Genomic DNA, 18,836 nt, shown 5'->3' with positions numbered 1-18,836 from the left:
ACGCGGCGCGCGCGCCGCGGCTGCCGATGGGCCGCGCTCAAGGCTTCTTGGGCGGCGTGCCGGCCGCAGACGCTGCAGTGCTGTCGCGCGGTGCGCCCGCGCCGAGTTCGGCCCCCGTCACCGGATCGCAGCGCGGGTCGGATGCGAGGCGGCGCGTCATCGCTTCGAGTGCCTCCGATTGTTGCGGCTCGACCGCGCCCTTCGCGGCGCCGTCACCGCCGTCGACGGCCGGCTCGCCGCGCCGCAACGACAGCGAATCTCCGCGGTTCCACGGGCCGGGCACCGGTTCGCCGTCCTGCATCCGGAAGTACACGCGGTCGTACGGCTCGACCGGCGGCAGCTTGCCCGGCGGGAAGTTCGCGGTGATCGCGTACAGCGCCTTCTCGAACGACTTCTGGTGCGACACCTCGCGCGTCATCAGGAAACCGAGCGCGTCGCGGATGCCCGGATCGTCGGTCACGTTGAGCAGCCGCTCGTAGATGATCTTCGCGCGCGCTTCGGCCGCGATGTTCGAGCGCAGGTCGGCCGTCGGTTCGCCGATCGTGTCGATGTACGCGCCCGACCACGGCACGCCGCCCGAATTCGTCAGCGGCGAACCGGCGCCGTACAGCAGTTGTGTCACGTGGCTGTCGTTGCCTGCACCGTGCAGCTTGCGGTACAGCTCGGCCTGTTCGTCGACCGCCTCGGCGAGTTCACCCTTCGCGCCGCGGTTCAGCATCGCGACCAGCGAGCCGATCACCTCGAGGTGGCTCAATTCCTCGGTCGCGATGTCGAACAGCATGTCCTTGCGGCCCGGATCCTCTTCGGTGATTGCCTGCGTGAAGTAGCGCATCGCGGCGGCGAGTTCGCCCTGCGGCCCGCCGAACTGTTCGAGCAGCAGGTTCGCGAGCCCGGGGTTCGGTGCGTCGACGCGCACCGTGTACTGAAGCCGTGTGTTGTGGATGAACATGAAACCTCCGTGTGAAAAAGTTGATGGCACCTGCGACGGAGGACCGAGCACGGGGCGCGCCTGTAGTAGTGGTGGGTGCGATACCAATGCGCGGCGTGAACCGCTGGAGCGCGGATGGGAAGTGCGCTCGCTGCGCGTGTGCGCGGCCGCGCTACTGCCGTGCATCGTCCTTGCCGCGGGCGGCACGACTGCCCGCGATTTTTCAACGCGTTGTCATTTCTGCCGCGGGCGCGCGCAGGCTGCCGCGCGGGCCGCGGCGGTAATGTGCGGTCAGCGCGAATCGCCGCGTTCACGTTCGCGCGCCGGCGGTTCGCCGGTTGGCGGCGCCGGGCGGATGTCGTCGGGTGCGGACGGCTTGCCCTCTGCGGGATCGCGCGCGCTGCGCGGCGGCGGCGTGCCGGTGTCGCGGCGCTTGCCTTCGGGGCCGGGCGTGCTGTCGCCACGGTCTTCTTCTTGCGAATCGGTGTCGAGGGACGTCGAGCGGATCATAGGTGCGGTTTCCTTTCGTCATGCGTGGATCCCGTGCGGCGCATCGGCCGTGCCATCGGTGCGCGGGGATTCGGGGCCGCCCGCGTCATCGCGAGGCGCCGCCGGGCGCGCGGTTTGCTCGCACGCACCGTCGAGGCCGAAGCATGCGATGCGGCTCGGCCCTTGCCCGAGAAAGCGACCCGATGCCCGATACGACCCTGTTGCCCTACGATCACCCGCACGACGGCCACGGCGCCGAGGATGATCGGCGGTTTATTGCCCGGCCGCTTACCCCGTTGTCCATTCGTGAGCGATTGCACCGCATGCTTGTGCACGCGTGTACGCAGCGGCGGCGCGGTGCGCGGGTGTCCGTGTGGGGGAGCGATTTCGCCGCGTGCTTCGCGCTGGCTGTGCAGCCGGAGTTGTCGGTCGGCGGATCGGAGGCCGGACTTGCGCCCCGCGTGGCGCTCGCCCGCGCCGGCGACGGCGGCGGCGATGTCGGCAGCGGCGGCAGCGCCGGACCAGGCAGCCACGACGAGCGCGACACCGACGCGCCGGGCGGCGGCGGAGGCGACGGCCATCCGCACGACGATCGCGGCGGCCGCACCGGCGGCGATGGCGATGGCGATGGTGACGGCGACGAAGGCGAACGCAAGCGGCCTGGCAAGAAACCGCTGATCATCCTCGGCGCGGTGGCGGTCGTGCTGGTGATCGCTGGCCTCGTGTGGTGGCTCATGACGCGCAACCAGGAAAGCACCGACGACGCGTACACCGACGGCAACGCGGTGGCCGTCGCGCCGCACGTGTCCGGCTACGTGACACGGCTCGTGGTCGACGACAACACGTTCGTGCATCGCGGCGACGTGCTGCTCGAGATCGATCCGCGCGACTATCGCGCGAAGGTCGATGCCGCGCGTGCTCAGCTCGGCCTCGCACAGGCGCAGCTCGACGCGTCGCGCGTGCAGCTCGACATCGCGCGCGTGCAGTACCCGGCGCAGTACCGGCAGGCGCGTGCGCAGATCGAATCGGCGGAAGCCGCGTACCGGCAGGCGCTCGCCGCACAGGAGCGGCAACGCGCGGTCGACGCGCGCGCGACGTCGCAGCAAGCGATCGATGCGGCCGACGCGCAGCGCGCGAGCGCCGATGCAAACGTCGCGATGGCCCAGGCGCAGGCGCGCACCGCGAGCCTCGTGCCGCAGCAGATCCGCCAGGCCGAAACGGCCGTCGAGGAGCGTCGTCAGCAGGTGCTGCAGGCGCGCGCGCAGCTCGATACGGCGAATCTGAACCTGTCGTACTGCGAGCTGCGCGCATCGTCCGACGGCTGGGTCACGCGACGCAACGTGCAGCTCGGGTCGTACCTGCAGGCCGGGGCGTCGATCTTCTCGATCGTCACGCCGCGCGTGTGGATCACCGCGAACTTCAAGGAGTCGCAACTCGAACGGATGCGAATCGGCGACCGCGTCGACGTATCGGTCGACGCGTATCCCGACCTCGACCTGCACGGCCACGTCGACAGCATCCAGCTCGGCAGCGGCTCGCGCTTCTCCGCGTTTCCGGCCGAGAACGCGACGGGCAACTTCGTGAAGATCGTGCAGCGCGTACCCGTGAAGATCGTGCTCGACGGCACGCTGCCGAACGATCCGCCGCTCGGTCTCGGCTTGTCAGCCGTCCCGACCGTGCATCTGAAATAACCGGCGGGCCGCCGCGCGGCTGCCTGCTTTCACCGGAGCGATCCGATGCCCGACATCCGCATGCCGGCCAGTTTGCGCGAGGGCCGCCGATGAGCCGGCCGGCCGATCGGTCGCGCTCGTCCGGCCGCGCATGGCGGCCTGCCGCGAACCCGTGGGTCATCGCGATCGTGGTCACGCTTGCCGCGTTCATGGAGGTGCTCGACACGACGATCGTCAACGTCGCGCTTCCACACATCGCCGGCACGATGTCCGCGAGCTACGACGAGGCGACCTGGACGCTCACGTCGTACCTCGTCGCGAACGGCATCGTGCTGCCGATCTCGGGATTCCTCGGGCGCCTGCTCGGGCGCAAGCGCTACTTCGTGCTGTGCATCGCCGCGTTCACCGTGTGCTCGTTCCTGTGCGGAATCGCGACCAATCTCGGCGAACTGATCGTGTTTCGTGTGCTGCAGGGCCTGTTCGGCGGCGGGCTGCAGCCGAACCAGCAGTCGATCATCCTCGACACGTTTCCGCCCGAGCAGCGCAATCGCGCGTTTTCGATCTCGGCGGTGGCGATCGTCGTCGCGCCGGTGCTCGGGCCGACGCTCGGCGGCTGGATCACCGATCATTTCTCGTGGCGCTGGGTGTTCCTGCTGAACGTGCCGATCGGCGCGCTGACCGTGCTCGCGGTGATGCAGCTCGTCGAGGATCCGCCGTGGCGGCGCGGCGCCGGACGCGGGATTTCGGTCGACTACGTCGGCATCGGCCTGATCGCGATCGGGCTCGGCTGCCTGCAGGTGATGCTCGATCGCGGCGAGGACGAGGACTGGTTCGGCTCGAACTTCATCCGCATCTTCGCGGTGCTGTCCGCGCTCGGGCTGATCGGCGCGACGCTGTGGCTGCTGCGCACGAGAAAGCCGGTCGTCGACCTGTCGTGCCTGCGCGACCGCAACTTCGCACTGGGCTGCGTGACGATCGCGACGTTCGCGGCCGTGCTGTACGGCAGCGCGGTGATCGTGCCGCAGCTTGCGCAGCAGCATCTCGGCTATACGGCGACGCTCGCAGGCCTCGTGCTGTCGCCCGGCGCGCTGCTGATCACGATGGAAATCCCGCTCGTGAGCCGGCTGATGCCGCATGTGCAGACGCGTTATCTGGTCGGATTCGGCTTCGTGCTGCTGTCGGGGGCGCTGATCTATTCGCGCATGCTGGTGCCGGACATCGACTACAAGCACCTGGTGATGATCCGTTGCGCGCAGTCGCTCGCGATCGGCTTCATGTTCGTGCCGATTACGACGCTCGCGTATCTGACCATTCCGCAGCGGCTCAACGACGATGCATCGGCGCTGTTCACGATGTTTCGCAACGTCGCGGGCTCGATCGGCATCTCGGTGTCGACCGCGCTGATCCGCGAGCGCACGCAGGCGCGGATGGCGCACCTGTCCACGCACATGTCGCCGCTGTCGCAGAACTTCCAGGACGCGCTGCACGAGAACGCGCGCACGGTCGGCGCGCTGTCGGGCGTGCCGCCGCCGGCCGCGCTGCAGACCGCGACCGGCCGCCTGTACGAAACCTTCGTCTCGCAGGCGACGATCCTCGCGTATATCGACGTGTTCGCGATCCTCGCGGTGTTCTGCGCGCTCAGCCTTCCGCTGACGTTCCTGTTCTCGCCGGTGAAGGCAGCACGCGGCGCGGGAGGGCATTGACGATGACGACGATGCGCCGAAGGCCCGGCTTGCGCCGACAGCGGATGCCAGCGCGCGGTGTCGCGGCGGTTGGCGCGGCGTGTGCGGTGCTTGCGGTGGCCGCCGGGTGCACCGTCGGGCCGGATTTCAAGCCGCCGCATGCCGACGTGCCGGCGAACTGGCATGACGTGGCGACCGCGGGCGCGGCGTCGGCGACATCAGGTGGTTCGGCTGCCTCGGCGAAATCCGCATCTTCGACGTCGTCGGCTGCGTCGGCGCTTCCGGCCCGCGCTGCGTCGGCCACGGCGACACCCGCGGCCCTCGCGCGCTCGTCGCCGGTGACGAGCGCCGATCCCGACCCGCGCTGGTGGCGTGCGTTCGGCGATCCGCTGCTCGACCGGCTGATCGAGCGTGCGGCGCACGACAACCTCGACGTGCGGGCCGCCGTATTGCGCATCGCGCAGGCGCGGGCGCAGGTGAGCGCGGCCGCCGCGCAGGGTTTGCCGAACGTGCGCGCGAGCGCGAGCTACCAGCGCGAACAGCTCGGCCTCAAAGGCATCATCGAGGATCAGGGTCTCGACCAGCGCGTCGATCGTCTCGGCGCGCCGGGCTCGCCGCTCGACCGCTTCGGCCCGGGCACCGGCGCGAGCGTACAGCGGAGCGCGCGCGGCGCGATCGACGCGCTCGAAGCGCCGGTCAATCTGTGGCAGGCCGGCTTCGACGCATCGTGGGAGCTCGACCTGTTCGGCCGCGTGCGCCGCTCGGTCGAATCGGCCGATGCGCAGGCGAGTGCCGCGGTCGCGGGCCGCGACGATGCGTTGCTGTCGCTCGAGGCGGAAGTCGCGCAGACGTACTTGCAACTGCGTGGCGCCGAAGCGCAGCGCTCGCTCGCGGAAGACCTGCAGCGCGCGCAGCGCGAACTGCTCGACCTCACGCGCGAGCAGGCCGCGCACGGCCTTGCAAGCGACCTCGACGTGCGCAGCGCCGACGCGCGGCTCGCGCAGATCCGCGCGCAGCTGCCGCAGTTCGATCAGCAGATCGTGCTGCTGCGCAACGGGCTCGCGTATCTGGTCGGCGGTGCGCCGGGCGCGCTCGACGACTGGCTCGACGCACCGCACGCGTTGCCGGACGTGCCGCCCACCGTGCCGGTCGGGCTGCCGTCGACGCTTGCGCGCCGGCGGCCGGACATCCGCCGCGCGGAGGCCGAGCTGCATGCGGCGACGGCCGACGTCGGCGTCGCGGTCGCGCAGTTCTATCCGGACATTTCGCTGACCGGGCAGGTCGGGGTGCGCGCGTCGCACGTGCGCGAACTCGCGCACTGGTCGCATCTGTTCTATTCGTTCGGTCCCGCCGTCTCGTTGCCGATTTTCTCCGGCGGACAGCTCGTATCGAACCTGCGGCTGTCGCAGGCGCGCCAAGCCGAAGCCGCGCTTGCGTACCGGCAGGCCGTGCTCGTCGCGCTGCGCGATGTCGACAATGCGCTGGCCGTGTACCGCACCGACCAGATGCGCGCAACCGCGCTCGACGATGCGGTGAGGGCCGAGCAGGGCGCGCTGGACCTCGCGCGCGACCGCTACAGGAAGGGGTTGTCGCCGTTCCTCGACGTGCTCGACGCCGAGCGGCAATGGTCGGAAGGGCGCCAGCAGGCCGTGCAGGGCGCGTTGCAGACGACGACGGATCTGGTCGCGCTGTACAAGGCGCTCGGTGGCGGGTGGCAGACCGGCTCGCCGTCGAACGCGAACGCGGATGGGGATGCGGTCAGCGCGGTGACGTCTCCGTCATCGGAGGCCGCCGTGACGAACCGCGTGCAATAGCGATCGTAAGGCCGCGGGCGCTGCCGGAACGATCACGCCGTCCGGCACGCGCGAGAAAACAGCAGCGAATCGGCGTCGTTGAAGCGAACGTGTACGGGATCCGCATAGCCGGCCTTTTCCGCGACGCGAATCGACGCGACGTTGGTCGGCGCGATCAGGCACACGCTGCGCTCGAACCGGTTCTGCGCATCGAGCCAGTCGAGTGCGCGCGACAGCGCCTCGGTCGCATAGCCTTTGCCGTGCGCCCAGGTTGCGAGTGCCCAGCCGGCTTCCGGCACGCCGCGAATCGACGGCTCGACTGCGCGGTGGAAGTCGGCGAAACCGAGGTCGCCGACATAGCGGCCCGACGCCTTCTCGCGGATCGCCCAGTAGCCGTAGCCGAGCAGCGGCCATAGCCCGCGATACGCGAGCATGCGCATCCACGATTCGCGCGGCGCGGACGGTTTGCCGTTAAGGATGTGCGCGACGACGGTCGGCTCGGCCCACATCGCGGCGAGCGCATCGAAGCCGCCGAGCGGATGGCCTTCGAGAATCAGACGCGGGGTGTCGAGCACCGGCGGGGACGTGACGGGCGGCAGTGCGCGGGAGGACATCGGGCGCTCCATCGGGAAGGGTGACGAATGCGGCGCGCGGCGCCGCCCAAGGGTGCCGTACGATACCGCGGAAATCGCGGTGCGGCCGCAAAGCCCCGCGTGCAGCGGGGGATCGGGCGCGCACCGGTGGCCGGCGCCGACACGACGCTGGAAATCGAATGGCCCGAACGGTCGCGTGTGCGCTTGCCCGATTCGGCGCTGCTTGCGCGCACGCTGCCAAACAATGCGCGCACGTCCGGCTGGCGACGGCGTGCGTCCTGAAAGCATCTGACACGGCCGCGTGCTTCGTGCCACGCGGTATCGCGACAGTGTTGCTACGCCGTTACTTGCGGCTCTTGAGGAAACTGCGCCCGTGCGCGGTGATCGACGCGCCGGAGCGGCCGTTCCCCGCATGGCTGACGAAGCCCGCGCCGACGAGTTCCTGCTGGACCGACCAGCCGAGCGCCGGCGCGTCACGGCCGTAGCGCACGTCGGCGAGCCGCTCGAGCGCCCAGATCGCGGAGGCCGACAGATTGGGAGTGTTGGGCGTGACGTTGTCGTTCATTGCTTCCTCCGGGAGTGGTGATTCAGGGTGAACGGCACGAGACCGCGGGATCGGGCGACGTAGCGTCAGCCCGCTTGCAGCAACGGCAATAGCGCCTGGAGCGCGCTGCCTTCGTCAGGGCCGGCGGCGAGCATCTGCGCGGACGTGCCGCCGTGCAACTGCAGCGCCGCGACGGCGCTCGGGTCTTTCGCGCTGCCGCTGAGGCCGTTCGCGTGCAGCAGGATGTCGCTTTCGAAGCGGCGCGCCGCCGCGACGAGCGCATCGCGGGCCGCGCTTGCGCGGCTGCGGTTCCATGCGCGGCCGATTTCAACGTAGACGACGGTTGCCACGATGCGGATCAGTCTCGTGGAAAGTCGCTGGAACGGCGATCCGCGGCAGACAACCGGCCTGCCGGGAGCGCGCGCCGGGCGGCGCGCTGGCGGCGTGCAGCACGGTGGTCGCACGCCGCCAGCGCTTTATTCAGCTCGAACATGTCGACATCCTCAACGAAACCGCCGTCAAGTCCGGCGAACCATCGAAAGTGCGCAATTATAATACGGCGGCAACATTATGTGTATTGCATTATAATGCCGTGTGCATGACGCGCGGCCCGGGGGAACCCCGACGGGGCGCGCGACACGCGGTCCGGGCGACGCGCTGGCGCGCCCGGCATTTTTTTATCGATTGACCTGAACCCCCACCGAATGGATGCTGCAATGAACGCCGCCCCCGCCTGCCCGCAATGCGCGATGGAAAACACCTACCCGGACGGCACGCTCACCGTGTGTGCGGACTGCGGCCATGAATGGTCGGCCGGCGCCGAAGCGGGCGAGGAACCGGCGGGCGACGTCGTGAAGGACGCGAACGGCAACGTGCTGGCGGACGGCGATTCGGTCGTGCTGATCAAGGACCTGCGCGTGAAGGGCTCGTCGATCACGTTGAAGATGGGCACGAAGGTCAAGAGCATCCGACTCGTCGGCGGCGATCATGAAGTCGATTGCAAGACCGACCAGGGCGGCTTCATGCTGAAGGCCTGCTACCTGAAGAAGGTCTGACGCGCGGTTCCACTGACTTTCCGATCGACCGGGCTGCCGAACATGAGCGAGGATCGAACATCGTATGATGCATTCCTGCGTTTCCTGGCGACGCCGATGAACGACGGCCGTCCGTTCGTGCTCGAGACAAAGCACGCGGTGTCGTTGCATTTCGATCACCTCGGCACGCAGAGCTTCATGTCGCGGAAGGATCCGGTGCGGCTCGAACTCGGCTACACGCGCGTGATGATGGGTTTCCTGCTGCTGCAGCCGGCGCCGTCGCGCATCTGCATGATCGGGCTCGGCGGCGGATCGCTCGCGAAGTACTGCTATCGGCACCTGCCGGACACCGCGATCGACGCGGTCGAAATCAACCCGGACGTGATCGCGCTGCGCGACGTGTTCCGGATTCCGCAGGACGACGCGCGGTTCGCGGTGGTGTGCGCGGACGGCGCGGACTACGTCGCAACCCCGGCGGTGCGGGCGGACGTGATTCTGCACGACGCGTTTGTTGCCGACGGCACGCCGGGTCGCTGCACGGGCACCGCGTTCCTCGACGCGTGCCGTGCACGGTTGAGCGAGACGGGCGTGCTCGCGATCAATTTCATGGACGACGATCCGGCGCTGCAGCGTCATCTCGAACAGCTGCACGCGGTGTTCGACGATTCCTATGCGCTCGTGCCGTGCGGCGACGACAACAACTTCATCGCGTTCGCGTGGAAAAACGGCAATCCTTTGCCGCCGCTGCGCATCCTGCTCGAGCGTGCGCTCGGGTTCGCGTCGGCCGGCGAGCTCAAACTCGCGTCGACGGCCCGCCGCATGAAGGCAGGGGAGTGCATCGATCCCGCGCGGCTGGTCTGGCGCACGCGTGAACATCCCCGATGGGAAATATGCGCATGACGGCGCCGGTGCGCGCCCGCGCTTGTCCGAACCGTTACCTCACCCGCTTGCCGAGCGCGCTCTTCGTCTTGTACGTGACGCCGTGCTTGTCGAGATATTCGCGGATCAATTGACGCACGACTTGCGACGGCGTGAGATCCTGCTCCGCGCACAGCATTTCGAACGCTTCTTTCTTCGCGGGATCGATCAGAACGGTGAGGCGGGCGGTTTTGGTTTCCATCGTCAGGCGGGGTGGGTCGATATGTTAATCAAATTATAATTCATCGGCTTTCGGCGCAGCGTCGCGGCGACAAGGGTGCGGGCTCACTAACGCCGTTCGAGCCACGCGAGCACGTCGTCGATCACGGGCATGGCGGCGAGCATTACCAGCACGGCGGCGAGCGGTACGGTCGACACATAGCCGACATGCTTGAAGCCGATCGCTCCGGCGAGCCCGCCGACGAAGAACGACGCGAGCATCGTCGCGTGAATCCGCAATTTCGAACGATTGGCGATCACTGCGTGCGCGTCCACGTCGAGGGCCGTCCGGTTCCAATAGAACAACTTGCCCAGCTCGATGCCGAGGTCGGTGACGATGCCCGTCACGTGCGTCGTGCGGATTTCCGCGCCCGACAGCTTCGTGATCGTCGCATTCTGCAACCCCATGATGAAGCACAGCAGCGTGACCGTGACCGGCACGAAGAACGTCTCCCACAGTGCGAGGTGGCTGCCGAGCAGACCGAACAGGAGCAGCAGCACCGCTTCCACCAGCAGCGGCAGCACGAACTGGCTGTGCAGCCCGCGCCGGCGCCCCCAGTTGACGAGGATTGCCGAGCAGCTGGCGCCCACGAGGAACGACGCGAGCGAACTGACGCCGGCCAGCGCGAGCGGGATGTCGCCGAGCGCCGTCTGGTCGGCGATTGCCGATACGATGCCGCTCATGTGCGACGTGTATTGCCGGACCGCGAGGAAGCCGCCGGCGTTGGCCGCGCCGGCGACGAAGGCGAGCGAAAAGCCGAGCTGACGATTCGCGGTTGCGCTGCGGTGTTTTCCGGTCAGGCTTCGAAAGTACTGCGCTGGCATAAGGTTTCGCTTTCGGTTTCGCTCAATCGCCGGATCGGTGAACTACCCGCGCGGGCAGGGCGGCAGACGCTCGTGTCTGGCGGCCGCATCCGGGCCGGCGGCAAATAGACCCAAAGACGTCAAAAAGGGCCAAAGAGGCCGGGCAGCTTGCTGGCCGTGAATCATGATAATGCCATTATCATGCGCTGTTAGCCATATTGTGCTTTGAGTACAATATCGCCCATGCCGCCGGAGCCCGCTGTCGCGGTTCGCGGCATTGCCCGCGCAACCGGTTGCCGGCTGCTTCCGGTTCAATACGGCGCCTGTTCGTCGTCAGTACGCCACCACGTCGATATCCATGCCATGACCCCGATCAAGTTCGTCCTCCGTTATACGGCGATCCCGTTCGCAGCCATCGTTGCCGTCGTCGTGTGGGCGGTCGTGCCGTCGTCGAAGGAAATCGACGCGCGCCAATATGCGGCGCTGTCGCGCGGATACGCGAGCTTTCCGCTACCGTTCCGACATGAGATCGCGGACGCGATGGACGAAGGGCGCATCAGCGACCGGCGTTACCAGACGCTCGTGCGCGATTCGCTTGGCAATGGCGTCGCGCTCGACTGGCCGGCCACCGGCGTCGCCGACGTTGCTGCCGAGCGGCGCCAGCTCGCCGAACTGCTGAGGGCCGATGCGGGCCTCAAGGAGCATCAACGATGAAGATTGTGCTGGTTTCCGGGGCTTTCGTGCTGATCATCGGAAGCCTCATTTTCGCGCTGTATTTCATGAACCACGACCGCGGCAAGAGCAAGCGGATGGCATGGTCGCTCGCCGCGCGCGTCGGGCTGTCCATCACGCTGTTCCTGTCGCTGCTGATCGCGTACAAGCTCGGATGGATCGAGCCGACGGGGCTGCCGATCGGGCGATGACGCGCGCCGGTTGCCGTGCGGCGTTGTTCGGTGCGCCCGAGTTTCGTTCGTCAATAGAGCTATTCTGATAAGAATACTTATCCCGATGAGCGTAATGCGAATGCATTGCGTAGACGGATTTGCCCCATCAGGTTCTCCGCCTAGTCTGCGACAGCGGGTTCTGATGCCCGAGCGCGAGCCCGGAAAGTCCATTTCCTGCTTCTTTGAGCGCCTGCGAAATGGTCCTGCGGTCGCGTTGCAAGCCAAGCAGCTTCGACTGTTGGCCAAATTGATCGGCCTGCCGTTGCTGGAGCCGGTCCGTCGAAATGTAGTCCAGTGCAAGCAGACGGCGGTAGCGTGCAGCGCCAACTGCAGCGATCGACACGCGCTCGCGCTCTCGCTGGCTGGCAAGTTCGTCATCAAGACGCGCCAACTCGGCGCTCAGGCTCACTAGCCTCGCCTGCGGCGTTTCGCGTTCGTCCCGCTGCAGCGCACGGGTCTTGTCAATCTCCTGCAGCAGGGACGACTTGCGTTGGCGAGCTCGCTCGATCCGCGCAGCCCGGCTGCGGCCCCTGGGCAGAACTCCGCAGTTCGGTCGACTTCGTATAGAGAACCGTCCCCACGAGCCACGCGTTGCCCGTCGGTCACGGCCTTGCGTTTCCCTTGAATTGCCCCGCGCATCGCCGGTCACCCCCGCGTCGTTCGCAGAGCGCGCCCCATTTCCGCGATCGGCATCGCGACGATCGAATTCAGCAACCGCATTTCCCCGGCGTCCGGATGCGCGATGTGTCGCACTTCATCGAGCGTCTGGTCGACGTGACGATCGAGCGGCTCGAGAAAGCGCTGCAATTCGCTGATGGCCGCCTTCTCCCTGAGCCCGAGCGCCTGGCCGAATGCAACGAGCGCATTCACGTCGATATCGGCAAACCGCGTCGCATTCCCGAGCGGCATCGTCAGTTCGCAGTGCGGCCAGTGATCGCCGCGGTGATCGGGCCGGTGTGTCGGCGTGTGATACACGACCGTGCTGACGATGTCGTAGAACGGCGCGAGCCGGTAACCGCGCGCATCGACGAAGAACGACAGGTTCTTCAGATGCGCGTCGGCGTTGCCGACCACCACGTTGAACACGGTCCAGCGGAACACCGCCAGACGCGCGAGCGCACGCGTGCTCGTGCGCTCGATCGCGCGCGCGAGTTCCTGCGCGTTCGCGCGCTGGTACTTGAAGCCGCGGTCGTAGTTGAGCAGTTGCATCGCGTCGATCGTATGAAGGCGGGCCGCGGGTTCCGACGCGACGTTGCGATCGAACCGGTCGATCACGTAACACGCGGACGGCGCACGCAGGAAGTGCACGTCCGGCACGTCGAGCCCCATCTTCTTCGCGAGCGTCATGCAGAAGAACTCGTTGATCGCCGAATGCGGGTAGCCTGCCGCGCGCATGTCCGGCTTCAGCAGGTGCATCGACGGCTCGCTGCCGACCGGCTCGTACAGCGCGTAGTCCGGCGCGTCGCCGCGCAGCACCAGCAGCAGCTTCTGCTGCGCGCCCGCGGCCGACATGCGCTTGGGCGCGGTCGCCGTCAGCGCGCGCTCGGGCATCGCCCGGATCCGCCGTTCGAGTTCGTCGAGCGCCAGCGGCTGCAGGCCGCCCGGCGCTTCGTGCTCGCCTTCCGCCAGCAGCGTCAACGCGCCGGCCGATTCGCGGCCGAAGTACGCGAGCAAGCCCCACGCATCGGCGGCATCGACCCTCGCCTCGCGCGCGAGCGACGTGCGCATGCCTTCCTCGGGCAGCAGGTTGTCGAAGAACCACTGCACCGGGCGATCGGTCGACGAGTCGGTAAGCGGCTCTGCCCGCAGCGCGAAGGCGGGCGACAGCGGATACGCTGCCGGCGACGCGAGCCATTGCGGGTCGTATGCAAACGACCAGACCCCTTTGTCGTCGGTCAGCGTGCCCATGCGCACGCCGTTCGCGGACGCGATCAGCGTTCTAGCCGCCATGGCTGCTCCTGCGTCGTTGCGCCGCCTTCAGCGCGGTGGCCTCCGAAATCTCGACCGACGATTCCGCGTACAGCCGCACGCCGAGTTCGCCGAGCAGCAGCATGACCTTGCCGATTTGGGCGGTTGGCTTGCCGGCTTCCACCTGGCTGATGAATTTCGGCGACAGCCCGGTTGCGTTCGCCAGTTCATCGCGCGTAAAGCCCTGCTGAAGCCGTGCCGCGCGGATGAGGTGAGCGAGCGCGCCGATCGTGTCGACGGACAGCGGCTCCGACATGATGTTCTCCGTGCTTCGTATCTGACCGGAAACAGTATGGCACAACTCGCCCGCGCGAACGCGGTTTCGTATCCGATCAGGAACGGGGCGACAATTTTAGCGACTTCCATGTAACTCCGTACCCGATCGGGAACTGAACACATGGAAATCGCCACTCAACGCGCCGCCCGTATTCGCTCGGATACGGCGCAGCAGGAACCGGCATCGTGCGCAGAGCACGCCGCCGCCTCTCGCGTGTTTGCTCGCGACGTGTTTCAGCGCAGCAGCTGCGATGATGTTTTCCGGCTGTGTGTAGACAGCGCTAGCCAGTGTTGGGGGCGCCCCTGTTCGCTTGTCGAAGTGGTGTGACGAGCCGCGCCGGCACGCGCCTGCCACTTTTCTACAATCCGCGCCCCCGCGCTACACGGTGACGCGCGCCCCTTCACCGGCGTCGTGCCCCGCGGGCGAGAAGCAGGCGCGCACCTTGCGTCGCGCAAGCATCGTTCGCGGCGGTACCGCGACGAACCGCACACCACCATTTGCATGGGAGGCGCACATGGGGCCGATGCCGGTTGCACTTCAGTGGAACGAGGTTCTCGTCAGGATCGTGCTCGCGCTGGTCGCGGGCGGGGTGATCGGACTGGACCGCAGCGAGTCCGGCAAGACCGCCGGCCTGCGCACGACGATCCTCGTCTGTCTTGCCGCGTGCCTGTCGATGCTGCAGGTCAACGCGTTGTTGCTGCAGGCCGGCAAGCCGGAGGGCGCGTTCTCGGTGCTCGACCTGATGCGATTGCCGCTGGGCATCCTGACCGGGATGGGCTTTATCGGCGGCGGCGCGATCCTGCATCGCGACGGGCTGGTATCGGGCGTGACCACGGCCGCGACGCTATGGTTCGTGACGGTCATCGGGTTGTGCATCGGCGGCGGCCAACTGCTGCTCGGTGCGCTGGGGCTGGGGCTCGCGCTGCTCGTCGTCTGGCCGCTGCGGTTCGTCGAGCAGCGCTTGCGGCGCACGAGGAACGCGCTGGTCACGGTCGAATATCCGCGCGGCGCGGCCGCACGAGAACAGCTGACCGACAGGCTGCGCGATGCCGGCTTCACGTGCCGCACGCGCGGTTTTCGCGAAACGGCTGCGCATGCGATGCGCGAGGAGGAACTGTTCGTGCAATGGCGCGAAGCGCCGACCGGCGACGCGATGCTCAAGCAACTGATGCGGATCGTCGAAACGGCGGGCTTGACGTCGGTGCGCTGCTCGACCGAGAACTGACGGGCGAACCGGCCGCGCGGCAGCCGGAACGCGCGATGCTCGTGCAGCGGGCCGCCCCGGCGGCTTACCAAGGAGCGAAACATGACACGTGTAGCTGAAGTGATGACACGCGATGCCGCGACCATCGCGCCGACGCAAAGCCTGCGCGAAGCGGCGAAGCTGATGGACGATTTGAACGTCGGATCGCTGCCCGTATGCGACGGCACGCGACTGATCGGCATGCTGACGGACCGCGACATCGTCGTGCGCGCGGTATCGATGGGCGTGCGGCCCGACGAGCCGATCGAGGGCGTGGTCAGCGGACCAGCGAACTGGTGTTACGAGGACGACGACATCTCGGCCGTACAAAAAAAGATGGAGGATGCGCAGATCCGACGCGTGCCGGTCGTCGATCGCGAGAAACGGCTCGTGGGCATCGTCGCGCTCGGCGATCTCGCCACGTCCGCCGACGGCGGTATTTCATCGACACTCGGTGCGGTGTCGGCGCCGTCGCGCCCCGATCGGTGATTGCCGCTGATAGATACGGAGTAACGACATGAATGAAGACAGGGAAACGCAGATCAGGGAGCGCGCGTACCGGCTGTGGCAGGCCGACGGCTCGCCGGACGGCCGTGCCGATGAATACTGGCTGCAGGCGGAGCGGCAGATCGATGCGCAGCGCAGCAGCGAGGACGACGGTGCCGAAGCGGCGGCGGACGGGCCGATCGCTCAGTCCGCGAAGCGGCGCATCCCGGGCGACCCGCTCCAGGACACCGGCGCGATCCCGGCCAGCGAGATCGCGCACGAGAAGCGCCGCACGCGATGACGCAAGCACGGGCTGACATGACCGCGCATGCCGGCGACAACGCGGACTGGCCCCGCGTCTTTCGATGCGGGGCATGCCACCGGCCGGCGCAGGGACGAGCGGTGCATCCGGCTCCAACTGACCTGCGTTGAGAACACTGCAACAACGCTACCCGTCTTCCCCAACTTCGGTCGGGTCCGGCAGGTCGGGCAGGTGTTCGCGCTGCGGCGGCTGCGGGATGTCCGGCGTGTCCGGTTGATCGGTCGCGTCCGGATCCGGTGTCGGGTTGCCGGTGTTCGTCGGGCTCATGAGCATGCTCCTCGGTGTCGAAAAGGCGCCGGCACGCGGCCGGCATACCGCGTTCGAGCATGCTGCGTGCCGCGCTCAGCGTCCGGCTTCCGCGCCCGCGCCATCGCGCCCATCGCGTTCGTGCCCGTCGCTGCCCGGCATCAACCGGCTCATCGCGAGGTGCAGCGCGGCCGGATCGACCGGCTTCACGAAATGCTGCAGGAACCCGGTCGCGAGGCAGCGCTCGCGATCGGCGGAGCGCCCGTAACCGGTCAGCGCGAGAAACGTGCACGGCGTGACTTCGTTGATCGCTTTCAGCCGCCGCAGCAGTTCGTAACCGTCCATCACCGGCAGTCCGATATCGAGGATCGCGACGTCGGGGCGATATGCGCGATAGGCGGCCAGCGCGGTCACCGGATCGTGCACGACGGCCACGTCGTGACCGGCGTCGCGCAGCCATTGCGCGAGCGTCGACGCGGCATCCTCGTTGTCGTCGACCAGCATCACGCGGCGGCCGGTGCCCGGCGGCATCACGCCGATGCTCGGCGGCGTCGGTGGCGCGCTGCCGGTAACCGGTTTCGGCCGGTACTCGGGCAGCGCGATCGTGAACGTGCTGCCGCACCCCGGGCCCGAGCTGTCCGCGCGCACCGTGCCGCCGTGCAGATTCACGAGGCTGCGTACGAGCGCGAGGCCGATGCCGAGGCCGCCATGCGGCTGCTTCGCTTCGCCGTCGATTCGGTAGAACGGTTCAAAGATGCTGTCCAGGCGATCGGGAGGAATGCCGACGCCGTTGTCGCACACTTCGACGAGCGCCGTGCCGTCCGCGCCGCGCGTCGCGCGCACCGTGATGTCGCCCCCCGGCGTCGTGTATTTCGCGGCGTTGGTCAGCAGGTTCGCGACGGCCTGCGACAAGCGCATCGGATCGCCGTTGCAACGGGCGTCCGGATCCGTATCGACGCGCAGCCGATGGCGGCGCTGCTCGAGCAGCGGGCTTGCGACCTCGACCGCGCGGTCGACGATGTCCGCGAGCCGCACGGCTTCCTTCTTCAGCGTGATTTTGCCGCGCGTGATGCGCGATACGTCGAGCAGGTCGTCGATCAGCCGGACCATGTGATCGAGCTGCCGCTGGATGATCGCGATTTCGTTCGGAGTCGCGTGCCCGTCGTGGTTGCGAATCAACTCCAGCGCGAGCGAGATGGGCGTCAGCGGATTGCGCAGCTCGTGGCCGAGTACGGCAAGAAACTGATCCTTCGCCTGGTTCGCGTCGCGCAGCTCGCCGAGCAGCCGGTCGCGCTCGGTGTTCGCGGCGACGAGCTTCTCGCGCGCGGCGACGTGCTCGGTCACCTCGACCGCGCTGACGATCACACCGAGCCCGTCCGTGAGCGGCTGCGGATTGAAGTGCAGCCGATACACGCGCGCGTTCTCGGCGCTATCCGCGCCGTCGGGTCGCGGCCGGTCGCGGTGCTCGCCGATCGTCGTCGAGCGGCCGTGCACGCGCGCCGCTTCGAGCGCCCGCATGATCGCGGGCGTATCGCCGCCGGGCAACACCTCCGTCAGCGGCTGGCCGACGATGTCGGTGCGGCCGCACAGCGCGGAGAAACGATGGTTTGCGAGCACGACCCGGTGCGCCGAACCCGACAGCAGCGCGATCGGCAACGGCGTATGCATGAGCACGCCGTTGCGCTGCTGTTCGGCGGCCTCGCGACGGCGGATCTCGTCCGACAGCGCGCGCGAGCGCTGCTGCGACAGCGCGAGCGTCAGGTGAAGTTCGTTTTCGTCGCTGCGCAACGACGCGGCGGGCAGGATGCGGCGATGCAGCGCACACACATGGCGGAACATCTCCGACTGCTCGGCGCTCGGAAACGCGTCGTGCGGATAGCCGCAGTACAGCGAGAAGCGGTACTGCTCGATCAACTCGTTCCACAGCGCTTCGAGCCGCAACGCGCCCGCATAGCGGTCCTGCGCGCAGAGGAGTGCCACCATTTCGCCGAACGCGTGGACGGGCCGCCCGGCGCGGACGGCCGTCTCCACGATCGTGCCGACCGACCGGTGAAAGCGCACGGGGTCGGGCAGATCGCGGTCCATGAAGCTGTCGAGCAGTTCCTGCGCGCTCGACATGAAGATGCGGCCGCGGGCTGCGTCGTCGAGCGACGCGCCGAGGCGCTCGTGCACTGCAGCAAGCCGGTCCGGCCGCGCGATCACGATCGCGCTGCCGCCCGCAGACAGCGCGTCGACCGCGAACGACGCGACTTCCGCCACGAGCTGCTCACCGGACTCGTAGAACTGCACGAAGTGATCGGCCCGCAGCGGCGCCGATTCCAGCAGGGGAGAGGCAGTTTTCATAGGCTCACGACCATACGGTGCCGCCGGCGGCCGTCGGTCGGGGCCACCGCCATATCCGGGCCGACAGCAGCAAGACGCGTGCCGCTCGCCAATCCGGGCCGATGGCCTTGCGGGGCGGGCGCGACCCGTGCATCCGCGGGGCACGCGGGCGGCGTTGCGCGGTGCAGGCTTTGTAAATTCTGCAAGCGTGGCGCCGAATGGATACGCGGATACGCGTGCGTCGCGCGCGACCGACGGCATGTCGGTTGCTGGGATCGAAGTTCGCCGCGGCCGTTTTCACGCGGGCCGTTCCGGCGTCGTGCTACGCAGCCAAACCGCAATACAGGGAGTGCA

22 protein-coding genes are annotated in these 18,836 nt (G+C 67.9%); 10 read left to right on the top strand and 12 right to left on the bottom strand.

The annotated features are described in order from the left end of the window. Window positions 1–37: 37 nt before the first annotated feature. Both WK25_RS16195 and WK25_RS16190 read right to left on the bottom strand, forming a co-directional pair. Complete coding sequence (locus WK25_RS16195; RefSeq protein ID WP_069242099.1) at window positions 38–949, bottom strand: manganese catalase family protein; 912 nt, start codon at window positions 947–949, stop codon at window positions 38–40. A 270-nt stretch (window positions 950–1,219) separates the two neighbouring features. Beyond that, window positions 1,220–1,438, bottom strand: a complete 219-nt coding sequence (locus tag WK25_RS16190) for a hypothetical protein (RefSeq protein ID WP_069242098.1) — start codon at window positions 1,436–1,438, stop codon at window positions 1,220–1,222. A gap of 302 nt (window positions 1,439–1,740) precedes the next feature. Between WK25_RS16190 and WK25_RS16185 the strand changes: the two genes are divergently transcribed. The 3 genes from WK25_RS16185 to WK25_RS16175 all read left to right on the top strand — a co-directional run bounded on the left by WK25_RS16185 (window position 1,741) and on the right by WK25_RS16175 (window position 6,583). Next, complete coding sequence (locus WK25_RS16185) at window positions 1,741–3,108, top strand: HlyD family secretion protein (protein WP_069242097.1); 1,368 nt, start codon at window positions 1,741–1,743, stop codon at window positions 3,106–3,108. Between the two features lie 89 nt (window positions 3,109–3,197). Then, the gene (locus WK25_RS16180; protein ID WP_069242096.1) at window positions 3,198–4,790 is read left to right on the top strand and encodes a DHA2 family efflux MFS transporter permease subunit; all 1,593 of its coding nucleotides are present in this window, start codon (window positions 3,198–3,200) and stop codon (window positions 4,788–4,790) included. Between the two features lie 2 nt (window positions 4,791–4,792). Further along, entirely contained in the window at window positions 4,793–6,583 is a 1,791-nt protein-coding gene (locus WK25_RS16175; RefSeq protein ID WP_069242095.1) for an efflux transporter outer membrane subunit, read from the top strand. Between the two features lie 32 nt (window positions 6,584–6,615). Here the strand turns inward: WK25_RS16175 and WK25_RS16170 are convergent, their stop codons facing one another. The 3 genes from WK25_RS16170 to WK25_RS16160 form a co-directional block, all read right to left on the bottom strand. After that, a complete protein-coding gene (locus WK25_RS16170) occupies window positions 6,616–7,176 on the bottom strand; it encodes a GNAT family N-acetyltransferase (RefSeq protein WP_226209021.1) in 561 nt (186 codons plus the stop codon). A gap of 322 nt (window positions 7,177–7,498) precedes the next feature. Then, window positions 7,499–7,720, bottom strand: a complete 222-nt coding sequence (locus tag WK25_RS16165) for a hypothetical protein (protein ID WP_038570227.1) — start codon at window positions 7,718–7,720, stop codon at window positions 7,499–7,501. 65 nt (window positions 7,721–7,785) lie between these two features. Next, window positions 7,786–8,049 carry an HPr family phosphocarrier protein gene (locus tag WK25_RS16160; RefSeq protein ID WP_059545829.1) on the bottom strand — a complete coding sequence of 88 codons (264 nt, stop codon included), beginning with the start codon at window positions 8,047–8,049 and terminating at the stop codon, window positions 7,786–7,788. 366 nt (window positions 8,050–8,415) lie between these two features. Between WK25_RS16160 and WK25_RS16155 the strand changes: the two genes are divergently transcribed. Together WK25_RS16155 and WK25_RS16150 are read left to right on the top strand one after the other, a co-directional pair. Next, window positions 8,416–8,754: a zinc ribbon domain-containing protein YjdM gene (locus WK25_RS16155; RefSeq protein ID WP_038572085.1), complete on the top strand. Its 339-nt coding sequence runs from the start codon at window positions 8,416–8,418 to the stop codon at window positions 8,752–8,754. Window positions 8,755–8,796: 42 nt separating this feature from the next. Beyond that, window positions 8,797–9,633, top strand: a complete 837-nt coding sequence (locus tag WK25_RS16150) for a spermidine synthase (RefSeq protein ID WP_069242093.1) — start codon at window positions 8,797–8,799, stop codon at window positions 9,631–9,633. Window positions 9,634–9,667: 34 nt separating this feature from the next. On the opposite strand, the gene WK25_RS16145 is transcribed toward WK25_RS16150, so the two are convergent. Together WK25_RS16145 and WK25_RS16140 are read right to left on the bottom strand one after the other, a co-directional pair. Then, the gene (locus tag WK25_RS16145) at window positions 9,668–9,853 is read right to left on the bottom strand and encodes a ribbon-helix-helix protein, CopG family (RefSeq protein WP_038570218.1); all 186 of its coding nucleotides are present in this window, start codon (window positions 9,851–9,853) and stop codon (window positions 9,668–9,670) included. Between the two features lie 86 nt (window positions 9,854–9,939). Then, window positions 9,940–10,695: a YoaK family protein gene (locus WK25_RS16140; RefSeq protein WP_038570216.1), complete on the bottom strand. Its 756-nt coding sequence runs from the start codon at window positions 10,693–10,695 to the stop codon at window positions 9,940–9,942. 342 nt (window positions 10,696–11,037) lie between these two features. On the opposite strand from WK25_RS16140, the gene WK25_RS16135 reads away from it, so the two are divergent. Both WK25_RS16135 and WK25_RS16130 read left to right on the top strand, forming a co-directional pair. Beyond that, entirely contained in the window at window positions 11,038–11,388 is a 351-nt protein-coding gene (locus WK25_RS16135) for a hypothetical protein (RefSeq protein WP_069242092.1), read from the top strand. After that, complete coding sequence (locus WK25_RS16130) at window positions 11,385–11,597, top strand: twin transmembrane helix small protein (protein WP_038570212.1); 213 nt, start codon at window positions 11,385–11,387, stop codon at window positions 11,595–11,597. Before WK25_RS16135 ends, WK25_RS16130 begins: the two co-directional genes overlap by 4 nt. A gap of 127 nt (window positions 11,598–11,724) precedes the next feature. Here WK25_RS16130 and WK25_RS31305 read toward each other — a convergent pair whose 3' ends face one another. The 3 genes from WK25_RS31305 to WK25_RS16115 all read right to left on the bottom strand — a co-directional run bounded on the left by WK25_RS31305 (window position 11,725) and on the right by WK25_RS16115 (window position 13,842). Beyond that, window positions 11,725–12,027, bottom strand: a complete 303-nt coding sequence (locus WK25_RS31305; protein ID WP_156789050.1) for a hypothetical protein — start codon at window positions 12,025–12,027, stop codon at window positions 11,725–11,727. Window positions 12,028–12,263: 236 nt separating this feature from the next. Beyond that, complete coding sequence (locus tag WK25_RS16120) at window positions 12,264–13,568, bottom strand: HipA domain-containing protein (RefSeq protein WP_069242090.1); 1,305 nt, start codon at window positions 13,566–13,568, stop codon at window positions 12,264–12,266. Next, window positions 13,558–13,842 (bottom strand): helix-turn-helix domain-containing protein, encoded by a 285-nt coding sequence (locus WK25_RS16115; RefSeq protein ID WP_059545820.1) that lies wholly within the window; start codon window positions 13,840–13,842, stop codon window positions 13,558–13,560. The genes WK25_RS16120 and WK25_RS16115 overlap by 11 nt, the downstream gene beginning before the upstream one ends. A gap of 535 nt (window positions 13,843–14,377) precedes the next feature. Between WK25_RS16115 and WK25_RS16110 the strand changes: the two genes are divergently transcribed. The 3 genes from WK25_RS16110 (at window position 14,378) to WK25_RS16100 (ending at window position 15,893) form a co-directional block, all read left to right on the top strand. After that, window positions 14,378–15,088 (top strand): MgtC/SapB family protein, encoded by a 711-nt coding sequence (locus WK25_RS16110; protein ID WP_038570203.1) that lies wholly within the window; start codon window positions 14,378–14,380, stop codon window positions 15,086–15,088. A gap of 81 nt (window positions 15,089–15,169) precedes the next feature. Next, window positions 15,170–15,595 (top strand): CBS domain-containing protein, encoded by a 426-nt coding sequence (locus WK25_RS16105; RefSeq protein ID WP_038570200.1) that lies wholly within the window; start codon window positions 15,170–15,172, stop codon window positions 15,593–15,595. Window positions 15,596–15,623: 28 nt separating this feature from the next. Further along, window positions 15,624–15,893 carry a DUF2934 domain-containing protein gene (locus WK25_RS16100; RefSeq protein WP_069242089.1) on the top strand — a complete coding sequence of 90 codons (270 nt, stop codon included), beginning with the start codon at window positions 15,624–15,626 and terminating at the stop codon, window positions 15,891–15,893. 147 nt (window positions 15,894–16,040) lie between these two features. Here the strand turns inward: WK25_RS16100 and WK25_RS31300 are convergent, their stop codons facing one another. Then, window positions 16,041–16,181: a hypothetical protein gene (locus WK25_RS31300; RefSeq protein ID WP_156432163.1), complete on the bottom strand. Its 141-nt coding sequence runs from the start codon at window positions 16,179–16,181 to the stop codon at window positions 16,041–16,043. Window positions 16,182–16,256: 75 nt separating this feature from the next. Further along, entirely contained in the window at window positions 16,257–18,503 is a 2,247-nt protein-coding gene (locus WK25_RS16095) for an ATP-binding protein (protein ID WP_069242088.1), read from the bottom strand. Window positions 18,504–18,836 lie beyond the last annotated feature (333 nt).

This window comes from Burkholderia latens, from assembly GCF_001718795.1.
Lineage (GTDB): Bacteria > Pseudomonadota > Gammaproteobacteria > Burkholderiales > Burkholderiaceae > Burkholderia > Burkholderia latens_A.
The sequence above is the reverse complement of the archived record's forward strand: the minus strand, read 5'-3'. Positions and strand labels throughout refer to the sequence as shown.